At 72.5% G+C, this 16,908-nt stretch carries 18 protein-coding genes, 1 pseudogene and 1 riboswitch; of the genes and pseudogenes, 5 read left to right on the forward strand and 14 right to left on the reverse strand.

What is annotated here, in order from left to right; genetic code table 11:
- Window positions 1-85: 85 nt before the first annotated feature.
- Window positions 86-523, forward strand: coding sequence for a hypothetical protein (locus tag ACWFR1_RS34750; RefSeq protein WP_453558486.1), 438 nt, complete (start codon window positions 86-88; stop codon window positions 521-523).
- A gap of 77 nt (window positions 524-600) precedes the next feature.
- On the opposite strand, the pseudogene mug reads toward ACWFR1_RS34750, so the two are convergent.
- From mug to ACWFR1_RS34765, 3 genes and pseudogenes are all read right to left on the reverse strand, one after another.
- A pseudogene (gene mug / locus ACWFR1_RS34755) lies at window positions 601-1,120 on the reverse strand (G/U mismatch-specific DNA glycosylase).
- A gap of 53 nt (window positions 1,121-1,173) precedes the next feature.
- Window positions 1,174-2,616 (reverse strand): adenylosuccinate lyase, encoded by a 1,443-nt coding sequence (gene purB, locus ACWFR1_RS34760; RefSeq protein ID WP_453558489.1) that lies wholly within the window; start codon window positions 2,614-2,616, stop codon window positions 1,174-1,176.
- Window positions 2,617-2,757: 141 nt separating this feature from the next.
- Entirely contained in the window at window positions 2,758-3,540 is a 783-nt protein-coding gene (locus ACWFR1_RS34765) for an SGNH/GDSL hydrolase family protein (protein WP_453558492.1), read from the reverse strand.
- A 65-nt stretch (window positions 3,541-3,605) separates the two neighbouring features.
- Here ACWFR1_RS34765 and ACWFR1_RS34770 point away from each other — a divergent pair, with 65 nt between their 5' ends.
- Window positions 3,606-4,676: a maleylpyruvate isomerase N-terminal domain-containing protein gene (locus tag ACWFR1_RS34770; RefSeq protein WP_453558495.1), complete on the forward strand. Its 1,071-nt coding sequence runs from the start codon at window positions 3,606-3,608 to the stop codon at window positions 4,674-4,676.
- A gap of 118 nt (window positions 4,677-4,794) precedes the next feature.
- On the opposite strand, the gene ACWFR1_RS34775 is transcribed toward ACWFR1_RS34770, so the two are convergent.
- The 8 genes from ACWFR1_RS34775 to bioB form a co-directional block, all read right to left on the reverse strand.
- Window positions 4,795-5,814 carry a hemolysin family protein gene (locus ACWFR1_RS34775; RefSeq protein ID WP_453558498.1) on the reverse strand — a complete coding sequence of 340 codons (1,020 nt, stop codon included), beginning with the start codon at window positions 5,812-5,814 and terminating at the stop codon, window positions 4,795-4,797.
- Entirely contained in the window at window positions 5,811-7,160 is a 1,350-nt protein-coding gene (locus ACWFR1_RS34780; RefSeq protein WP_453558501.1) for a hemolysin family protein, read from the reverse strand. The genes ACWFR1_RS34775 and ACWFR1_RS34780 overlap by 4 nt, the downstream gene beginning before the upstream one ends.
- A 205-nt stretch (window positions 7,161-7,365) precedes the next feature.
- Complete coding sequence (locus ACWFR1_RS34785) at window positions 7,366-7,791, reverse strand: GNAT family N-acetyltransferase (protein WP_453558504.1); 426 nt, start codon at window positions 7,789-7,791, stop codon at window positions 7,366-7,368.
- Between the two features lie 65 nt (window positions 7,792-7,856).
- Window positions 7,857-8,528 carry a class I SAM-dependent methyltransferase gene (locus ACWFR1_RS34790; RefSeq protein ID WP_453558507.1) on the reverse strand — a complete coding sequence of 224 codons (672 nt, stop codon included), beginning with the start codon at window positions 8,526-8,528 and terminating at the stop codon, window positions 7,857-7,859.
- Between the two features lie 10 nt (window positions 8,529-8,538).
- The gene (locus ACWFR1_RS34795; protein ID WP_453558509.1) at window positions 8,539-8,883 is read right to left on the reverse strand and encodes a VOC family protein; all 345 of its coding nucleotides are present in this window, start codon (window positions 8,881-8,883) and stop codon (window positions 8,539-8,541) included.
- 136 nt (window positions 8,884-9,019) lie between these two features.
- Window positions 9,020-9,820 (reverse strand): dethiobiotin synthase, encoded by an 801-nt coding sequence (gene bioD / locus ACWFR1_RS34800; protein ID WP_453558511.1) that lies wholly within the window; start codon window positions 9,818-9,820, stop codon window positions 9,020-9,022.
- A gap of 56 nt (window positions 9,821-9,876) precedes the next feature.
- A complete protein-coding gene (locus ACWFR1_RS34805; protein ID WP_453558514.1) occupies window positions 9,877-11,157 on the reverse strand; it encodes an adenosylmethionine--8-amino-7-oxononanoate transaminase in 1,281 nt (426 codons plus the stop codon).
- Complete coding sequence (gene bioB / locus ACWFR1_RS34810) at window positions 11,150-12,391, reverse strand: biotin synthase BioB (RefSeq protein ID WP_453558517.1); 1,242 nt, start codon at window positions 12,389-12,391, stop codon at window positions 11,150-11,152. The genes ACWFR1_RS34805 and bioB overlap by 8 nt, the downstream gene beginning before the upstream one ends.
- A gap of 143 nt (window positions 12,392-12,534) precedes the next feature.
- Between bioB and ACWFR1_RS34815 the strand changes: the two genes are divergently transcribed.
- A complete protein-coding gene (locus ACWFR1_RS34815; protein ID WP_453558520.1) occupies window positions 12,535-13,716 on the forward strand; it encodes an 8-amino-7-oxononanoate synthase in 1,182 nt (393 codons plus the stop codon).
- A gap of 172 nt (window positions 13,717-13,888) precedes the next feature.
- Entirely contained in the window at window positions 13,889-14,347 is a 459-nt protein-coding gene (locus ACWFR1_RS34820) for an ATP-binding protein (protein WP_453558527.1), read from the forward strand.
- A 214-nt stretch (window positions 14,348-14,561) separates the two neighbouring features.
- Here ACWFR1_RS34820 and ACWFR1_RS34825 read toward each other — a convergent pair whose 3' ends face one another.
- The 3 genes from ACWFR1_RS34825 to ACWFR1_RS34835 form a co-directional block, all read right to left on the reverse strand.
- Window positions 14,562-15,038 (reverse strand): C40 family peptidase, encoded by a 477-nt coding sequence (locus tag ACWFR1_RS34825; protein WP_453558530.1) that lies wholly within the window; start codon window positions 15,036-15,038, stop codon window positions 14,562-14,564.
- 3 nt (window positions 15,039-15,041) lie between these two features.
- Window positions 15,042-15,163, reverse strand: a riboswitch (cyclic di-AMP (ydaO/yuaA leader).
- 399 nt (window positions 15,164-15,562) lie between these two features.
- Window positions 15,563-15,868: a hypothetical protein gene (locus ACWFR1_RS34830; protein ID WP_453558533.1), complete on the reverse strand. Its 306-nt coding sequence runs from the start codon at window positions 15,866-15,868 to the stop codon at window positions 15,563-15,565.
- 7 nt (window positions 15,869-15,875) lie between these two features.
- Entirely contained in the window at window positions 15,876-16,499 is a 624-nt protein-coding gene (locus ACWFR1_RS34835) for an ATP-dependent Clp protease proteolytic subunit (RefSeq protein ID WP_453558536.1), read from the reverse strand.
- Window positions 16,500-16,566: 67 nt separating this feature from the next.
- Between ACWFR1_RS34835 and ACWFR1_RS34840 the strand changes: the two genes are divergently transcribed.
- Window positions 16,567-16,845: a type II toxin-antitoxin system Phd/YefM family antitoxin gene (locus tag ACWFR1_RS34840; RefSeq protein WP_453558539.1), complete on the forward strand. Its 279-nt coding sequence runs from the start codon at window positions 16,567-16,569 to the stop codon at window positions 16,843-16,845.
- Window positions 16,846-16,908 lie beyond the last annotated feature (63 nt).

The following is a 16,908-nucleotide window of genomic DNA, read 5'->3' on the forward strand; positions in this document are numbered from 1 at the left end:
GCCGCCCCCGCGGAGGGCCCCGCGACGACCCCGCCCGCCCTCTGACGGAACGCCAACTGTCAGTGGCCACCGCTTTACTGGTCCCATGACCACGGCACGGCACCTGGCGACGATCGACTTACTCCGCTCCCGAGACTTCCCGCCGCGACCGGAGCGCTCCGGCCCCGTCGACAGCGGACCCGGCTTCCACGTGGGGGAGCTCGCGACGAGCGAGGAGTTCTGGGAGGACGACGGCACGCGCGCCGTACTCGTCGAGGAGCAGTACGAGGCGGAGCGGGACGGGGTCGCCGCCGTGCTCACCGCCCTCTGGGGCCCGCCGGACGAGGTGAGCCTGTGGTCCGTCCTGGAGCGCGGCACGCGAGGTGAGGAGATGCCCGAGCCGTGGTCCACGCTCAGCTGCCACACCCCGAATCTGAAGCTGTGGCGGGTGGACGGACGGTGGATAGGCCTCGGTGTCTCCCAGTGGGACAAGGAGCTGCCGTTCCAGCTCCTCGCCGTGATCACCGAGGTCGATCCACCGTGAAGGCGCTCAGGGGCCCGTCCGGCGGCAGGCGCGGGCCCTGGTCCGGCGGCAGGTCCGGGCCCTGTCCGGGACCGCCCTCACCGGGTCCCGGCCGCCGCTTCCCGCAGCCGGCCGTACTCCTCGGCCATCGTCGCCGCCGTCCAGTGCGCTTTGAGGCCGCTGGGGTTGGGCAGGGCCCAGACCCGGGTGGAACCGATCACACGCTCCTGTGGCCCGATGGCCGCCTTCGGCTCGCCGAAGGCCGTCCGGTACGCGGTGACGCCGACGACCGCGAGCCACCGGGGAGCGAGCCGCTCCACCTTCTCGACCAGGATCCGCCCGCCCTCGCGGTACTCCTCCCGGCTCAGCTCGTCGGCCCGCGCGGTCGCCCGTGCCACCACGTTCGTGATCCCGAGCCCGTACGACAGGAGCTTCTCCTGCTCGTCCGGCCGCAGCAGCCCCGGCGTGAACCCGGACAGATGGAGGACCGGCCTGGGGGCACCTCCCGGACGAAGTCTGGGCGAGGTTGCCGGGGCGGGCGAAGTGGTGGCCCGTGGCGGCCGTCATGAGACCCGGACTGATCCCGCAGAACAGTACGGAAAGGCCGCCCGCCACCACGTCGGGAACGACGCGGTCGCGAGCGGCCTCCAGCTGCTCCGGGGTGAACCGGGTCAGAGAATCGCTCCGGGGGCGTAGGCGGCGGCCTCCGGGTGCTGCTTGAGGATCTCCTCGATACGGGAGACCACGGCGGCGACCTGGTCGGCGGCGGCGCCCGTGAAGGACAGCTTGTCCGCCATCAGCTCGTCGAGCTGCGCCCGGTCCAGCGGGATCCGGTCGTCGGCGGCCAGCTTGTCGAGGAGCTCGTTGCGCTCGGCGCCCTGCTCGCGCATGGCGAGGGCGGAGGCGACGGCGTTCTCCTTGATGGCCTCGTGGGCGACCTCGCGGCCGACCCCGGCGCGCACGGCGCCCATGAGGACCTTGGTGGTCGCCAGGAAGGGCAGGTAGCGGTCGAGCTCGCGGGCGACGACGGCCGGGAAGGCGCCGAACTCGTCGAGCACGGTCAGGAAGGTCTCCAGGAGACCGTCGAGGGCGAAGAAGGCGTCCGGCAGGGCGACACGGCGGACCACGGAGCAGGACACGTCGCCCTCGTTCCACTGGTCGCCGGCGAGCTCGCCGGTCATCGACGCGTAGCCGCGCAGGATGACCATCAGGCCGTTGACGCGCTCGCAGGAGCGGGTGTTCATCTTGTGCGGCATCGCCGAGGAGCCGACCTGGCCGGGCTTGAAGCCCTCCGTGACCAGCTCGTGGCCCGCCATCAGACGGATCGTCTTGGCGATCGACGACGGCGCGGCGGCCAGCTGCACCAGCGAGGTGACCACGTCGTAGTCGAGCGAGCGCGGATAGACCTGGCCGACCGAGGTGAAGTTGTGCGCGAAGCCGAGGTGACCGGCGATCCGCTGCTCCAGGTCCGCCAGCTTGCCCGCGTCGCCGCCGAGCAGGTCCAGCATGTCCTGCGCGGTGCCGACCGGGCCCTTGATCCCGCGCAGCGGGTAGCGGCCGAGGAGCTCCTCCAGGCGTCCGTACGCCACGAGCAGCTCGTCCGCGGCGGTCGCGAAGCGCTTGCCGAGGGTGGTCGCCTGGGCGGCGACGTTGTGCGAGCGGCCGGCCATGACCAGCTCCGCGTACTCGGCGGAGAGCTTGCCGAGACGACCGAGGACGGCGACCGTACGGTCCCGCATCAGCTCGAGGGAGAGGCGGATCTGGAGCTGCTCGACGTTCTCGGTGAGGTCGCGCGAGGTCATGCCCTTGTGGACGTGCTCGTGACCGGCGAGGGCGTTGAACTCCTCGATCCGGGCCTTCACGTCGTGCCGGGTGACCTTCTCGCGCTCGGCGATGGAACCGAGGTCGACCTGGTCGAGAACGCGCTCGTAGTCGGCGAGGGCGGCGTCCGGAACCTCGATCCCGAGGTCCTTCTGCGCACGCAGCACGGCGAGCCACAGCTGACGCTCCAGCTTCACCTTCTGCTCGGGGGACCAGAGGACGGCGAGCTCCGCGGAGGCGTAGCGGCCGGCCAGAACGTTGGGGATGCGGGGCTTCGCAGTCACAGCAGTCACGTGGAGAGATTCTACTGGCGGTTTGTGCAGGCCAGCGCCACGGTGGGATGTGGAGCTTGCTACGAGACGCAGGTCACGGAGGGCCGGCCGCGCCTCTGGTCAGGCTCGTCCTTCGGTTCACCCTCCGGCCTGCGGTCCCGTTCACGGACCGGCCGGTGCCTCGTACGGCAGGAGGTCGGGTCGCTTCGGCGCGCGGCCGTCACCGGAGGAACGGCCCGTGAGCCGCCGTCCGATCCACGGGCCCAGGTGCTCCTTGGCGAAGCGGGCGTCCGCGATCCGCCGGTTCGCCCAGCCGGGCCGCCCGGCCGGAGGCAGCGGCGACCGCCAGTCGTCCTCGGGCGGGAGACCCAGCGTCTGCCACACGGCCTCGGCCACCCGCCGGTGCCCGTCGGCGGTCAGATGGAGCCGGTCCACGTCCCACAGCCGGGGATCGCCGAGCGTCGACGCCCCGTACAGGTCGACGAGGAGGGCGCCGTGCCGGGCGGCGAGCTCGTCGAGGTGGGTGAAGAGCTCCTCCATGCGGGGGCGGAAGCGCTCCATGACCGGTCCCTCGCGGCCGGGGCTGCGCATCAGGACCAGCTGCCCGCAGGAGGGTGTGAGGCGTTCCACTGCCTCGGTGAGCAGGTCCCGCACCCGGACCATGTCGACCTTCGGGCGGAGGGTGTCGTTGAGTCCGCCGACGAGGGTCACCACATCGGCCTTCATCCCTGCGGCCAGGTCGACTTGCTCGTCGACGATCTGGCCGATGAGCTTTCCGCGCACGGCGAGGTTCGCGTAACGGAAGTCGGGCGTACGGGCGGCGAGCCGGCCCGCGAGGACATCGGCCCAGCCGCGGTAGGACCCGTCGGGCTTCAGGTCCGACATACCCTCGGTGAAGCTGTCGCCCAAGGCGACGAGACTGGTGTAGGTGGCATTGATCTGCATGGCGGACAGATCATACCGCGCGGTATGCGCGGGATGCCGTGGAGAACCCGGGAGGGGAAGACCCGATGAGCGACGCGCTGCTGAGCACACTGACGGAGGCCCTGGCCGAGCTGGTGACGGCCGTCGAGACCAGCGATGACGAGACCCTGGACCCCGACACGGCGGTGACGTGGCTGGAGAGCACGGCGCACACGCTCTCCGGGCTCCCGGCGGCCGACCGGCGCGCTCTCGACGGGCACTTCCGCGCGGCGGCCCTGCGCCACCCGGAGGGCCCCTGGCGGGACGAGCTGCTCAAGGTCTCGGAGGGCTTCGGCTTCACCGAGGACTCCCACGACGCCGCCTGCGCGGCCGTCGCCGAGCGGGTCCGCCGCTTCGTCGCCACCGTCCGGGGCGCCGACCCCGCCACCCCCGTGCCCACCTGCCCCGGCTGGACCCTCGCCGAGCTGACCCGGCACCTCGGCACCGTCCACCGCTGGGCGGACCACCTCGTACGCACCGGGGCCACCACCCGGGTCCTCCCCGGGGACGTCCCGCTCGACCTGCCGCCGGACCCCGCCGCGTACCCCGGCTGGCTCGACGCCGGTGCCGAGACCCTCGTCGCGACCCTCCGCGCCGCCGACCCGGACACCCCGCTCTGGTCGCCCGGGCCCGAGCCGCGCGCCGGGTACTACCCGCGCCACGTGCTCCACGAGGCCGTCGTGCACCTCGCCGACGCGGAGATCGCCCTCGACGGCACGGCCGGACCGATCGACCCCGGCACGGCGGCCGAGGGCATCGAGCACCACCTCGCCACGCTCCTCTACGTCCCGCGGACCGCCGAACGCATCGCCCAGCTCGACCGCGACGGCGACCTGCTCCGGCTCACGGCCCGCGACACCGGGACCGTCTGGACGCTTACGCTCGGCGGAGGCGGCTTCACCTGGCGGCGCGGAAGCACGGCATCCGCGGCGCGTACGGAACAGACGGAACCGGAACCGACGGAGCCCGCGGAACCGGAGCCGACCGCGAGCGTCACGGCCGGCAGCGACGAGCTGCTGCTCCTGCTGCACCGCCGGTACGCCGCCGACGACCCTCGCTTCGCCCACTCCGGGGACCGCGGCCTCCTCGACGCCTGGCTGACCGCCGTCGCGCTCTGAGGCGTCGAAGACGCCGGACCCGACGTGTCCGACGGATCCGCCCGGATCCGATACGCCCGAAGGGCCCCGGGAAGACTCCCGGGGCCCTTCGTCCTGCTTCCGCGTGCGCGCTACGGGATCACGGCGCCGCCGGGCGCCCCACCAGTTCGCGCAGCACGTCCTCCATCGTCACGAGACCGGCCGGCTTGTCGTCCTCGTCGAGGACCGCCGCCAGATGCGTACGGCTCCGCCGCATCGCGGTCAGGACGTCGTCCAGCGGCGTGGCCGCCCGGACCCGGGCGATCGGCCGCAGCGCCGTCACCGGGAAGGGCAGATCGCGCGGGGTGACGTCCAGGGCGTCCTTCACGTGCAGATAGCCCAGGATCCGGCGCTCGGAGTCGACGACGGGGAAGCGCGAGTAGCCCGTCGACGCGGACAGCGCCTCCAGCTCCTCGGGAGTGGTGCCGACCTGCGCGTACACCACCTTCTCCGCCGGCATCACGACGTCTCGCACCGGACGGCGGCCCAGCTCCAGGGCGTCGTGCAGCCGCTCGGCGGCCCGGTCGTCCAGGAGGCCGGCGTCACCCGCGTCGGTGACCATACGGGCCAGCTCGTCGTCCGAGAACGTCGCCGCGACCTCGTCCTTGACCTCCACCCGCAACAGCTTGAGCAGCGCGTTGGCGAAGGCGTTGATCGCGAAGATCACCGGCCGCAGCGCCCGCGCGAGCGCCACCAGCGGCGGGCCGAGGGCCAGCGCGGTGCGCGTCGGCTCCGCGAGCGCGATGTTCTTCGGCACCATCTCGCCCAGCAGCATGTGCAGGTACGTCGCCACCGACAGCGCGATCACGAACGAGATCGGGTGCACCAGACCGTGCGGCACGCCCACCGCGTCGAAGACCGGTTCCAGGAGGTGCGCGATGGCCGGCTCGGCGACGATGCCGAGGACCAGTGTGCAGAGCGTGATGCCGAGCTGGGCGGCCGCGAGCAGCGCGGAGACGTGCTCCAGGCCCCAGATGACGCTGCGCGCCCGCCGGTTCCCGGACTCGGCCAGCGGCTCGACCTGACTGCGACGGACCGAGATCAGGGCGAACTCGGCGCCGACGAAGAACGCGTTGACGACCAGGGTCAGCAGACCGATCAACAGCTGGATGACGATCATCGGCCGGCCTCCCCGGTCTCGTCGGAGTCGGACGAAGCGGTGTGCGCGGGGGCGTGCAGCAGCACGCGCGCGGCGCGCCGGCCCGAGGCGTCCACGACGTCGAGCCGCCAGCCGGCCAGCTCCAGGCTGTCGCCGACGGCCGGGATACGGCCCAGCTCGGTCGCGACGACACCCGCCAGCGTCTCGTACGGACCGTCCGGCACCCGGAGGCCGATCGCCCCCACCTGGTCCGTGCGGGCGGCGCCGTCCGCCGACCACAGCTCGCGGCCGTCGGCGTCCTCGCCTGCGGGCGCCAGGTCCGGCGTCTCGTGCGGGTCGTGCTCGTCGCGGACCTCGCCGACGACCTCCTCGACGATGTCCTCCAGGGTCACGACCCCGGCCGTACCGCCGTACTCGTCGATGACGACCGCCATCGTCTGCTTGCCGGAGAGCCGGTCGAGCAGCCGGTCCACGGTCAGGGTCTCCGGGACGAGCAGCGGTTCGCGCAGCATCTCGCCGATCCGGCGGCGCGCCCGGTCGGCGGCCGGTATGGCCAGCACGTCCTTGATGTGCGCGATGCCGACGACGGAGTCGAGGTTGCCCCGGTAGACGGGGAAGCGGGAGAGCCCGGTCGCGCGGGTCGCGTTCGCCACGTCCTCGGCGGTGGCCTGCACCTCCAGAGCGGTGACCTGCACGCGGGGCGTCATCACGTTCTCGGCGGTCAGCTCCGCGAGGTTGAGCGTACGGACGAACAGCTCGGCCGTGTCCGCCTCCAGGGCGCCTTCCTTGGCGGAGTGCCGGGCGAGCGCCACGAGCTCCTGCGGGGAACGCGCGGAGGCCAGCTCCTCGGCCGGTTCCATGCCGAGGCGGCGCAGGATGCGGTTCGCGGTGTTGTTGAGGTGGCTGATCAGCGGCTTGAAGGCGGCCGTGAACACCCGCTGCGGGGTCGCCACCCTCTTCGCGATCGCGAGGGGCGAGGAGATCGCCCAGTTCTTCGGGACCAGCTCGCCGACGACCATCAGGACGACGGTCGACAGGGCCGTACCGATGACGAGGGCGACCGAGGAGGCCACCGCCGGGGAGAGGCCGAGAGCCTCGACCGGACCCTGGATCAGCTTGGCGACCGAGGGCTCGGCGAGCATGCCGACGACCAGGTTGGTGACGGTGATGCCGAGCTGGGCGCCGGAGAGCTGGAAGGTCAGTGAACGAACGGCCTTGAGCGCGCTCGCCGCGCCGCGCTCGCCGCGCTCCACGGCGGCTTCGAGTTCGCCGCGCTCGACCGTCGTCAGCGAGAACTCGGCCGCGACGAAGGCGCCGCACGCGAGCGAGAGCAGGAGCGCGAGCACGAGCAGGAGCACTTCGGTCATCGGTTCACCTCCGTCCCATGATCAGTCAGGGGGGAGAGGATCGCTCGATGTCGGAACGTGGAACCAGTGCTACTGGGAGGCTCGCCCATGGGCGGACGCTCACACCTTTCGGTCGTCGGGATGAAGAACCATGGTAAAGGATGGGCAAAGCAGAGTGGTGATCGGCTGGTGAGGTGCTGCGCATGCTGCGCGTACCGGCGGTCGGTCAGTGGCCGAGAGGCTTCACCCAGCGGCGCCAGTGGTCCTGACGCTCGTACCCGGCGGCCGTCCAGAGCCGTCGGCCCGTCTCGTTCGCCTCCAGGACCATCGCGTCCACCCGTCGGCCGCCGAGCGCCTCGAACCGCTCGTCGGCCGCGCGCAGCAGCGCCGTGGAGATGCCCCGCCGACGGTGGGAGGGCAGCACGGCGAGCCGGTAGAGGGAGGCGCGCCAGCCGTCCCAGCCGGCGATCACGGAGCCCACGATCAGACCGTCGGCCAGCGCGAGGACGAGTGCCTCCGGGTCGCGCTCGATGAGCCGGGTCACGCCGTGCACGTCGTCCGAGACGGATGTCCCCTCGGCCGACTCCTTCCAGAAGGCCAGGACGGCCTCGGCCTCGTCGGGGCGGGCGGCGCGTATCTGCAGTTCGATCACGGCCGGATCCCATCACGCGGCGCGGGGCCGGTGCCAGGGAGTTCCGGCGGATGGGACGGCGCCGCTCACCGCCGGGCCGTACCCAGTACGCAGGGGGAGGTCGGCAGGCGCGGGCCGCTCTCCGGGAGGTCGAAGGAGCGGTACGGGCCGAGGACGAAGTCCGCCGCCGCGATCGCCGCGAGCGGGTCCCGCGCGGTGTGGCAGCCGCCGAAGAGCAGCGGCCAGACCGTGCGGTCCAGTCCCCGTTGGACGCGCGCGAGCCCGGGTGTCCCCGCCGCCACGTGCTCGAAGAAGCGGAGCTCGCCGCCGGGACGCAGGACGCGCCGTACCTCCGCGAGGGCCTCCGGCACGCTCCGTACCGTGCAGAGGACCAGCGAGGTCACGGCCGCGTCGAAGACACCGTCCTCCGCCGGCAGCGCCTCGGCCGTGCCCGGTCGCACGGTCACCGGGACGGGCGCCCGCCGCGCCGCCTCCTCGGCGAGCCGCCGCAGACGGGGTTCCGGTTCGACGGCGACGACCTCGGAGACACCGGGCGGGCAGTGGGCGAAGTTCAGTCCGCTCCCGGCGCCGATCTCGATCACCCGGCCGGTGAGCCCGGAGAGCAGCTCCTCGCGCAGGGCACCGAGCCCGCCGCGCGTCTCGGCCGAGACGCTGACGCGGGCGTAGAAGCGGGCGAAGAGTGGGTGATGGACGCGGGGCGCGGAGGAACCGGGGCGCGGGGGAGTCGGCGGGTTCATGGGGAGCCCCTCACCCGGTCACGAAGCAGAACTCGTTGCCCTCCGGATCCCGCATGACCTGGAAGGAGCCCTGCTCGTCGGTGACGAGACCGCCGGAGCGGACCGCGCCGGCGGGCTCCGCCTCGGTGGCGGCACGCTCCGGGTCCGTCACCTCCAGGTCGAGATGGACCCGGTTCTTCACCGTCTTGCCCTCCGGTACGCGCTGGAAGGCGAGCCGGACGAACTCCGGCGGGTCGACGTACGACCAGTCGCCCGAGCGGTCGACCGGATCACCGCCGAGGAGTCCGGCCCAGAAGCGGACGAGGGCGGCCGGGTCGGCACAGTCGAAGACGATCTCCTGAACATGAGCGCGCATGCGCCCAGCGTACGGAGTCCGCCACGGATCAGGCGGGCACGCCCGCCCCGAAGTTCGCCCGGCAGCTCGTCCCGAGGACCGCCCCGCAGCGCGTCCCGAAGTTCGCCCTGAGCGCCGCCCCGAACACCCCTACGGGTCAGCCGCCGAAATCCGCGGTCAAGTCCGCCGTGAAGCCCGCCGTGAAGCCCGCCGTGAGGTCTGCCGTGAAGCCCGTCGGGAACGCCGCCGCGAACTCCGCCGTGAACCTCCCCGCGTCCCACGTCCCGCCGAGCGCCGGGGCCAGCCAGCCGCCCGCCGCCGCGCGGAACTCCGCCGGGTCGAGCCCGCCCGACCCCTCCGGTACGGCCCCGAGCAGCGGCGCGCTCGCCGACTCCGGCAGGTCCGCCAGATTGCAGCGGGCCGCCAGGTCCGGCGCGGCCGGCCAGCTGCCGACCACCACGCCCAGCTGCTCGATGCCGCGCGCCGCCAGCGCCTCGGCCGTCAGGGCCGTCGAGTTGAGCGTCCCGAGACCCGCGGGGACCACGCACAGGACCGGGGCGCCGAGCAGCGCCGCGGCGTCCGCGAGCGTGCCGCCCTCCTCGTCGAAGCGGACGAGGAGACCGCCCGCCCCCTCGACGAGCACCAGGTCGTGCGTGTCGGCCAGGGCGCGGGCCGCCTCGGCGACCTGACGCGGCCCGACCGGGGAGAGTCCGGCCCGCCGGGCGGCCGTGCCCGGAGCCAGCGGCTCCGGGAAACGTCCCAGCTCGACGGAGGCCGTGGCGCCCGAGAGCCGGACGACCTCGTCCGCGTCACCCGTCTCGTCCGGCCCGACGCCGGTCTGCGCGGGCTTCAGGACCGCGACGGACCGCCCGGCGGCCGTGGCGACGGCGGCCACCGCCGCGGTCACGACCGTCTTGCCGATCTCCGTCCCCGTGCCGCTGACGATGACGATTCCCACCGCTGTCCCTGTCCTTCCGTCGTTACGTCGTCACGCCGCTAGGTCGCTACGTCGTGTCAGCCTGCCGCCGCGGCCGCGCAGACCGCCGCGCAGATCCTCGCGAGGTCCTCGTCACCGGTCACGTACGGTGGCATCGTGTAGATCAGGTCCCGGAACGGGCGCAGCCAGACGCCCTCCCGGACCGCCGCCCGGGTCGCCGCCGCCATGTCGACGTCGTGGTCGAGCTGGACGACGCCGATCGCGCCGAGCACCCGCACCTCGCGGACGCCCTGGAGGTCGGCGGCCGGAGCGAGTCCCTCCCGGAGCCCCGCCTCGAGCCGCTTGACCTCGACCTGCCACTCCTGCGCCAGGAGCAGGTCGATCGAGGCGCAGGCCACCGCCGACGCCAGCGGGTTCCCCATGAAGGTCGGCCCGTGGGCCAGGACCGGGACCTCGCCCCGGGAGATCCCGTCGGCGACCCGGCTCGTGCAGAGGGTCGCCGCCATCGACAGGTAACCGCCGGTCAGCGCCTTGCCCAGGCACATCACATCGGGGGAGACCCCCGCCTGGTCGGCGGCGAACAGCGTGCCCGTCCGCCCGAAACCGGTCGCGATCTCGTCGAAGACGAGCAGCACGTCATGGGCGTCGCAGGCCTCCCGCAGCACCTTCAGGTACGCCGGGTCGTGGAACCGCATACCGCCCGCGCCCTGCACCACGGGCTCCACGATCACCGCGGCCAGCTCGTCCGCGTGGCGCCCGATCTCGTTCCGCAGCAGCTCCGCGTACGACTCCTCGTACGCGGTCGGAGGGGCGTCCACGAACACCTGCCGCTGGAGCACCCCCGACCACAGCTCGTGCATGCCGCCTTCGGGGTCGCACACCGACATCGGCTGCCAGGTGTCCCCGTGGTAGCCGCCGCGCCAGGTGAGGAGCCGCTGCTTGCCGGGCCGGCCGACCGAGCGCCAGTACTGGAGGCACATCTTGGCGGCGACCTCGACGGCGACCGAACCCGAGTCGCTGAGGAAGACGTGGCGCAGGGGCTCGGGGGTGATCTCGACGAGGCGGGCGGCGAGCCGGACGGCCGGTTCGTGGGTGAGCCCGCCGAACATGACGTGGCTCATCCGGTCGAGCTGCCCGCGCGCCGCCTCGTTGAGCACCGGGTGGTTGTAGCCGTGGACCGCCGACCACCAGGAGGACATGCCGTCGATCAACTCGGCCTGTCCCCCGGCGGGTTCGGCGAGCCGCAGCCGTACCCCCGACGCGGACGCGACGACGAGCGGGTCCGTACGGCCCGGCATGGGGCCGTACGGGTGCCAGACGTGCGCCCGGTCCAGGGCGAGGAGTTCGTCGTTACGCATTCGGCGCGAGGTCCGTGCCGGCGCCCCGGCGACGGACCGCCACCAGGTCGGTCCTGGCGGTGTTCGCCGAGGTCTCGGCCGCGGCGGGCTCCACGGCCTCCGGGGCAGGCGCCGTGTGACCGCCGCAGGGGCCGCAGCCCCCGCCGGCGGAGCCACAGCCCGCGCCCTCCGCCGGGGCGTGCGCACCGCAGCCGCCGGCCGCCGCCGCACCCGCCGCCGCGAGCGCGTCCGCCCGGTGCGCGGGCAGCGTCGTCGTGCCCGCTCCCTCCACCTCGAAGCCCGCGTCCGCGATCATGTCGAGGTCGGCCTGGCCGGCCTGGCCCTCACTCGTCAGATAGTCGCCGAGGAAGATCGAGTTCGCGATGTTCAGCGCCAGCGGCTGCATCGAGCGCAGGTGCACCTCACGGCCGCCCGCGATCCGCACCTCGACGTCGGGGCAGACGAAGCGCACCATCGCGAGGATCCGCAGACAGCGCTGCGGGGTGAGGTTCCACTCCTTGGCGAGCGGCGTGCCCTCGAAGGGGATGAGGAAGTTGACCGGCACCGAGTCGGAGTCGAGGTCGCGCAGCGCGTACACGACGTCGACGAGGTCCTCGTCGGTCTCGCCCATGCCCGCGATGAGCCCGGAACAGGCCGAGAGACCGGCGGCGTGCGCCTTCTGCACGGTGTCCACCCGGTCGGCGTACGTGTGGGTCTTGGTGATCCCCTCGTACGTCGCCTCCGACGTGTTCAGGTTGTGGTTGTACGCGTCGGCGCCGGCGTCCCGCAGGCGCTCCGCCTGACCGTCGGAGAGCAGGCCGAGGCAGGCGCACACCTCGACGCCCTCGTTCTGCTCCTTGATCGCCTCGATGGTCCTGCCGACCCGCTCGACGTCCCGGTCCGTCGGGCCGCGACCGCTCGCCACCAGGCAGACGCGCTTGGCGCCGCCGGCGACACCGGCCGCGGCGGCCTGGGACGCCTCGTCCGGCTTCAGCCACGTGTACTTGAGGATCTCGGCCTTGGAACCCAGCCGCTGCGAACAGTACGAGCAGTCCTCGGGGCACAGCCCCGACTTCAGGTTGACGAGGTAGTTCAGCTTCACGCGCCGCCCGAACCACTGACGGCGCACCTTGCCGGCGGCCGCCACCACGTCGAGCAGTTCGTCGTCGGAGGTCGCCAGTACGGCGAGCGCTTCTTCACGGGTCGGCAGCTCGCGCCGCAGCCCCTTCTCCACCAGCGTGTTCAGCAGGTCCATAAGGGTTGATCCTTGCCTACGGTCCGCCCCCGGGCCAAGGAGGAACCGAACAAACGCCGCCGAACGAGGTGTGTGGATGGCCACATCCCGACCTCGGCATACTCCGGTTAGGGTCTGTGCGCTGCCTACAAAAGGATCGCCGCATGCCACAGGCCGACGACGCCCGGGCCCAGGGCCCGCGCCGGACCGCGTTCGACTGGACCGACGCCGAGGCGCGCCGCCGGGCGGAGGCCGGTCTCGTCCGTACGCTGCGGCCCCGGGCGGCCGAGTCGGAGCTCCTCGACCTGGCGAGCAACGACTACCTGGGACTCACCCGACGCCCGGACGTCACCGAGGCGGCGGCCGAGGCGGCGAGGCGCTGGGGCGCGGGCGCCACCGGTTCACGGCTCGTCACCGGCACGACCCGGTTGCACACCCGGCTCGAACGCGAACTCGCCGAGTTCTGCGGCTTCGAGGCGGCCCTCGTCTTCTCCTCCGGCTACGCGGCGAACCTGGCCGCGCTCACCGCGCTCGGCGGCCGGGACTCGCTGATCGTCTCGGACGCCTCCAACCACGCCTCGATCGTCGACGGCTGCCGGCTCGCGCGCGCCGAGACGGCCGTCGTGCCGCACGCCGACCCTGATGCCGTACGCAAGACCCTGGAGGCGCGTCCGGAGCACCGGGCGCTCGTGGTCAGCGACTCCGTCTTCTCCGTCGACGGGGACAAGGCGCCGCTCCCGGAGCTCGCCGACGTCTGCCGCGCGCACGGCGCCGGGCTCGTCGTCGACGACGCCCACGGCTTCGGTGTCCTCGGCGCCGGCGGGCGGGGCGCCCTGCACGAGGCGGGCCTCGCGGGCGACGAGGACGTCGTCGCCACCCTCACCCTCTCCAAGTCCCTGGGCAGCCAGGGCGGCGCCGTCCTCGGACCCGCCCGGGTCGTCGAGCACCTGGTGAACGCGGCGCGCACCTTCATCTTCGACACCGGGCTCGCCCCGGCCGCCGCGGGCGGCGCGCTCGCGAGCCTGCGGCTGATCGCCGCCGAACCGGCACTCGCCGAGCGGGCGCGGACCGTCGCCACCACCCTGTACGAGCTCCTCACGGCGGCCGGACTGACCGCGGCGCGACCGGACGCTGCCGTCGTCTCGGTGCGCGCCCCCTCGCCCGAGGCGGCGCTGCGCTGGGCGGCCGACTGCCGCGAACAGGGCCTGGCGGTCGGGTGTTTCCGGCCCCCGTCCGTGCCGGACGGCATCTCGCGGCTCCGGCTCACGGCCCGCGCCGACCTGACGGACGCCGAGCTGCACGGGGCGGTGGAGACGATCCTGCGCACCGCGCCCGCGGCCCTCTGACGGCATCGTCTCCGCCATCCAAGAGCGTTTCCGGACAGCAGAGTTCACCGCTTCGGGCGATAGATGTGCACATATCGTGGTGGAAGGCCGTACGGGGCGGCACGATCGGTGGCACTCTGACGCGAAGCGCAATCCGGGGTGGTGTCCCCGGCGGGAAAGGGACAGCGCCGCCATGGCAGACCAGCAGGAAGCATCCGTCACTCTGCCGAGCGATCCCGCCTCGGTTCCCACGGCACGCAGATTCGCCGTGGACGTCCTGGGGGACTGGGGGCTCGACGGCGGCGCGGAGATCGCGGACTCTATCCGGCTCATCGTCTCGGAACTGGCGACCAACGCCGTCCAGCACACGTTCGGGCAGTCGCCCACCTTCACGGTCGACCTCCGGCTGGAGCGGGAGGAACGCCTGTACATCGGCGTGACCGACAGCCATCCCCGCTGGCCGCGCCGACTTCCGGCGGCGGTCCAGCAGGACAACGGGCGCGGCATGGTCATCATCCGCGTCCTCGCGGCGGAGGCCGGCGGCCGGCTCTCGGTCACGCCGACCGAGGAGGGCGGCAAGACGGTCTGGATCACGCTGCCGTGGGCCCCCGCCCCCGTACCGACCGGCTCAGCCGGCGTGCAGCTCCTGTGAGGGCCAGGCGCCACCGGCGAAGTGCCGCGCCCAGTAAAAGGGGTTGACCTCGGCCGGAGTACGAGCCTGCCGGCGGGTGGGGTCCTGCGGGTCGGGGACACCGACCTCGACGCCCGGGCCGCACAGGGCCACCGAGAGGGTGCTGCCCCGGCCGTGAGGGGTGCGGCGGCGCCACCGCGCCCCTCCCTCGGCAAGGGTCAGCGCCCGGGTTCCGTCACCGGACGCGGCCGTAGTAGACCTTCGACGACCAGATCTTGTCGAGCTTCACCCAGGAGCCCGTCTTGGGCGAGTGCCAGATCTTGCCGCTGCCGGCGTAGATGCCGACGTGGTACACCCTCCCACCGGAGTGGAAGAAGACCAGGTCCCCCTTCTGCCGGCTGGACGAGGAGATGTGCCGGGTCTTGTTGTACTGCTGCTGCGCGGTGCGGGGCAGCGACTTGCCCGCCTTGTTGTAGGCGTAGAGCGTCAGACCGGAGCAGTCGAACCGGGTGGGTCCGGCGGATCCGTACCGGTAGGGCGAGCCCTTCTTGGACGCGGCGACGCTCAGTGCCTTGTTCGCGTGTGTCGTCGCTGCCTGGGCCTCCGTCGCCGCACCTGGTGCGAACAGCGTGCCGCCGACGGCGGCGAGGGTGAGAGCCGAGACGGCTCCGGCCCGGGACAGCAGGGACGGGACATGCATCTGCGCGGTCATGCGCAACCCTTCGTCAGCCGCCTGCGAAGGATGACCTGTCGGGTTCGGGCTGGCGAAGATGCCCGGCCGCGGCTGCGGCTTCACCCCAAGGAACGGCCCCGCCGCGGAAGCGGCGCGAACATCCCGTACTGATTGGGTCCTCCACTCCTGCCGATCCACTCCTGTCGACCAGACGTCCGGGACAGCGGCAGGACTCGGCGTCCGCCCGGACCGCCCCGCCGCGGTGGCGGGGGCTTGTCGTCGACACGGATCTTGACCCACGCCATGGGCGAAAACCGAGCTGAAACGGCGATATGTGAGGCTCCTCACGACTGATCCATTCGGGTGGACAGACCGCCTTTGTGATCTTCGGAGGTTTGGCCTACGAGCCGCGTACCAGCGATGGAACGTTCGATTCCGCCAAATGCGTACACCTGTTGCGCAACTCGCCCGCTTCATATGTCGACTCGTCGACTACGCCGAACGGGGGAGGGAATCTGCGGTCCGTGTCGGCCGACCGGACCTCGACACGACACGCGGATATGTCAACTCGCCCGAGTGCGGGGGACGGTGACGCGGCCGGTCCTGCGCTCTCCGTCCAACACCCTTAAGGCGCGCGCCAATGTGTCCGCGTGGACCTCGCTCTCACCCCGCATATGCATGAGATTCAGCGCCTCGCGCAGCGCCTCCGCACGTCCCACCAGGGCCTGGGCCGCACGCAACGCCCCATAGGTATGCATGCCTCTGGATGGATTGATCTTCCCTAGGAGGTCGACGACTTCGAGGTACGCGTCGACGAGTTCACCCTCGGCCCGGGTCAGGGCCGGCAGTGGCGGCAGCTCGGGGGGCACGGCCGGTTCACCAGGCCGCGCCGCCGGCGGCGGCGCGCCGGCTCGTGACGACGTGGTCGGCCAGGCCGTACGCGACGGCCGCCTCGGCGTCCAGGACGGTGAGGCGGTCGATGTCGGCGTCGATCCGCTCCCGGTCCTGTCCGGTGTGTTCGACGAGCATCCCGGCGACCAGCTCCCGCAGGCGCAGCAGCTCGCGCGCCTGGAGGTCGAGGTCGCTGAGCTGTCCCTGGACGGGCTCGTCCAGGGTCGGCTGCTGGAGGGTGACCCGGGCGCCGGGCAGGATCAGGCGCTTGCCCGGGGTGCCGGCCGCGAGCAGGACGGCCGCGGTGGAGGCGGCCTGGCCCAGGCAGGTGGTCTCCACGTCGGAGGAGAGCGTCCGCATCGTGTCGTAGAGGGAGGTCATGGCGCTGATGGAGCCGCCGGGGGAGTTGATGTAGAGGGAGATGTCCTGGCCCGGAGAGGCGTGGTCGAGGTAGAGGAACTGCGCGATGGCGTCGTTGGCCGAGGTCTCGTCGACCGTGGTGCCGAGGAAGACGATCCGGGCTTCGAGGAGCTTCGAGTACGGGTCGAGGGTCCGGGTCCCGAAGCTGGTCCGCTCCGTGAACTCGGGCAGGACGTAGCGAGCGTCCATGGCTGGGCACCTCCAGGGGTTTGTCTGTAAAAAATGTACAGGACGTACAGCCCGTAAGATGGGGAGCATGACCTACGAGATCCCGGTGACGCAAGCGCGGGCTGAGCTCGCCGACCTGATCAACCGCGTCGTGTACGGCGGTGAGCGCGTGGTCGTCACCCGCCACGGGAAGCCGCTCGTCGCCCTGGTCTCGGCCGCTGACCTGGAGGTTCTGGAGACGGCGGGCGAGCCGGCGGAGGAGCGGGTGATCAGCTCGGTCTCCGCCCTGCGGCCGGTCGACTCCGCCACGGGCGAACAGCACCGCTTCGGCATCGCCGCCCACCACCGCGACCCCGGCGCTTCCTAGAGCGACTGTCGGGACGGACGAAGACAGCCGGGGTCCCCCTCCACTGAGGAGGGGGACCCCGGC

It is taken from the genome of Streptomyces sp. NPDC055103, from assembly GCF_053607625.1.

Coding starts and splice junctions, on each gene's coding strand:
- ACWFR1_RS34815 (WP_453558520.1), top strand. CDS start 12,535: ATGCCACAGGCCGACGACGCCCGGGCCCAGGGCCCGCGCCGGACCGCG.
- ACWFR1_RS34840 (WP_453558539.1), top strand. CDS start 16,567: ATGACCTACGAGATCCCGGTGACGCAAGCGCGGGCTGAGCTCGCCGAC.
- ACWFR1_RS34805 (WP_453558514.1), bottom strand. CDS start 11,157: ATGCGTAACGACGAACTCCTCGCCCTGGACCGGGCGCACGTCTGGCAC.
- bioB (WP_453558517.1), bottom strand. CDS start 12,391: ATGGACCTGCTGAACACGCTGGTGGAGAAGGGGCTGCGGCGCGAGCTG.
- ACWFR1_RS34795 (WP_453558509.1), bottom strand. CDS start 8,883: ATGCGCGCTCATGTTCAGGAGATCGTCTTCGACTGTGCCGACCCGGCC.
- ACWFR1_RS34820 (WP_453558527.1), top strand. CDS start 13,889: ATGGCAGACCAGCAGGAAGCATCCGTCACTCTGCCGAGCGATCCCGCC.
- ACWFR1_RS34790 (WP_453558507.1), bottom strand. CDS start 8,528: ATGAACCCGCCGACTCCCCCGCGCCCCGGTTCCTCCGCGCCCCGCGTC.
- ACWFR1_RS34775 (WP_453558498.1), bottom strand. CDS start 5,814: ATGATCGTCATCCAGCTGTTGATCGGTCTGCTGACCCTGGTCGTCAAC.
- ACWFR1_RS34780 (WP_453558501.1), bottom strand. CDS start 7,160: ATGACCGAAGTGCTCCTGCTCGTGCTCGCGCTCCTGCTCTCGCTCGCG.
- ACWFR1_RS34765 (WP_453558492.1), bottom strand. CDS start 3,540: ATGCAGATCAATGCCACCTACACCAGTCTCGTCGCCTTGGGCGACAGC.
- ACWFR1_RS34770 (WP_453558495.1), top strand. CDS start 3,606: ATGAGCGACGCGCTGCTGAGCACACTGACGGAGGCCCTGGCCGAGCTG.
- ACWFR1_RS34825 (WP_453558530.1), bottom strand. CDS start 15,038: ATGACCGCGCAGATGCATGTCCCGTCCCTGCTGTCCCGGGCCGGAGCC.
- ACWFR1_RS34750 (WP_453558486.1), top strand. CDS start 86: ATGACCACGGCACGGCACCTGGCGACGATCGACTTACTCCGCTCCCGA.
- ACWFR1_RS34835 (WP_453558536.1), bottom strand. CDS start 16,499: ATGGACGCTCGCTACGTCCTGCCCGAGTTCACGGAGCGGACCAGCTTC.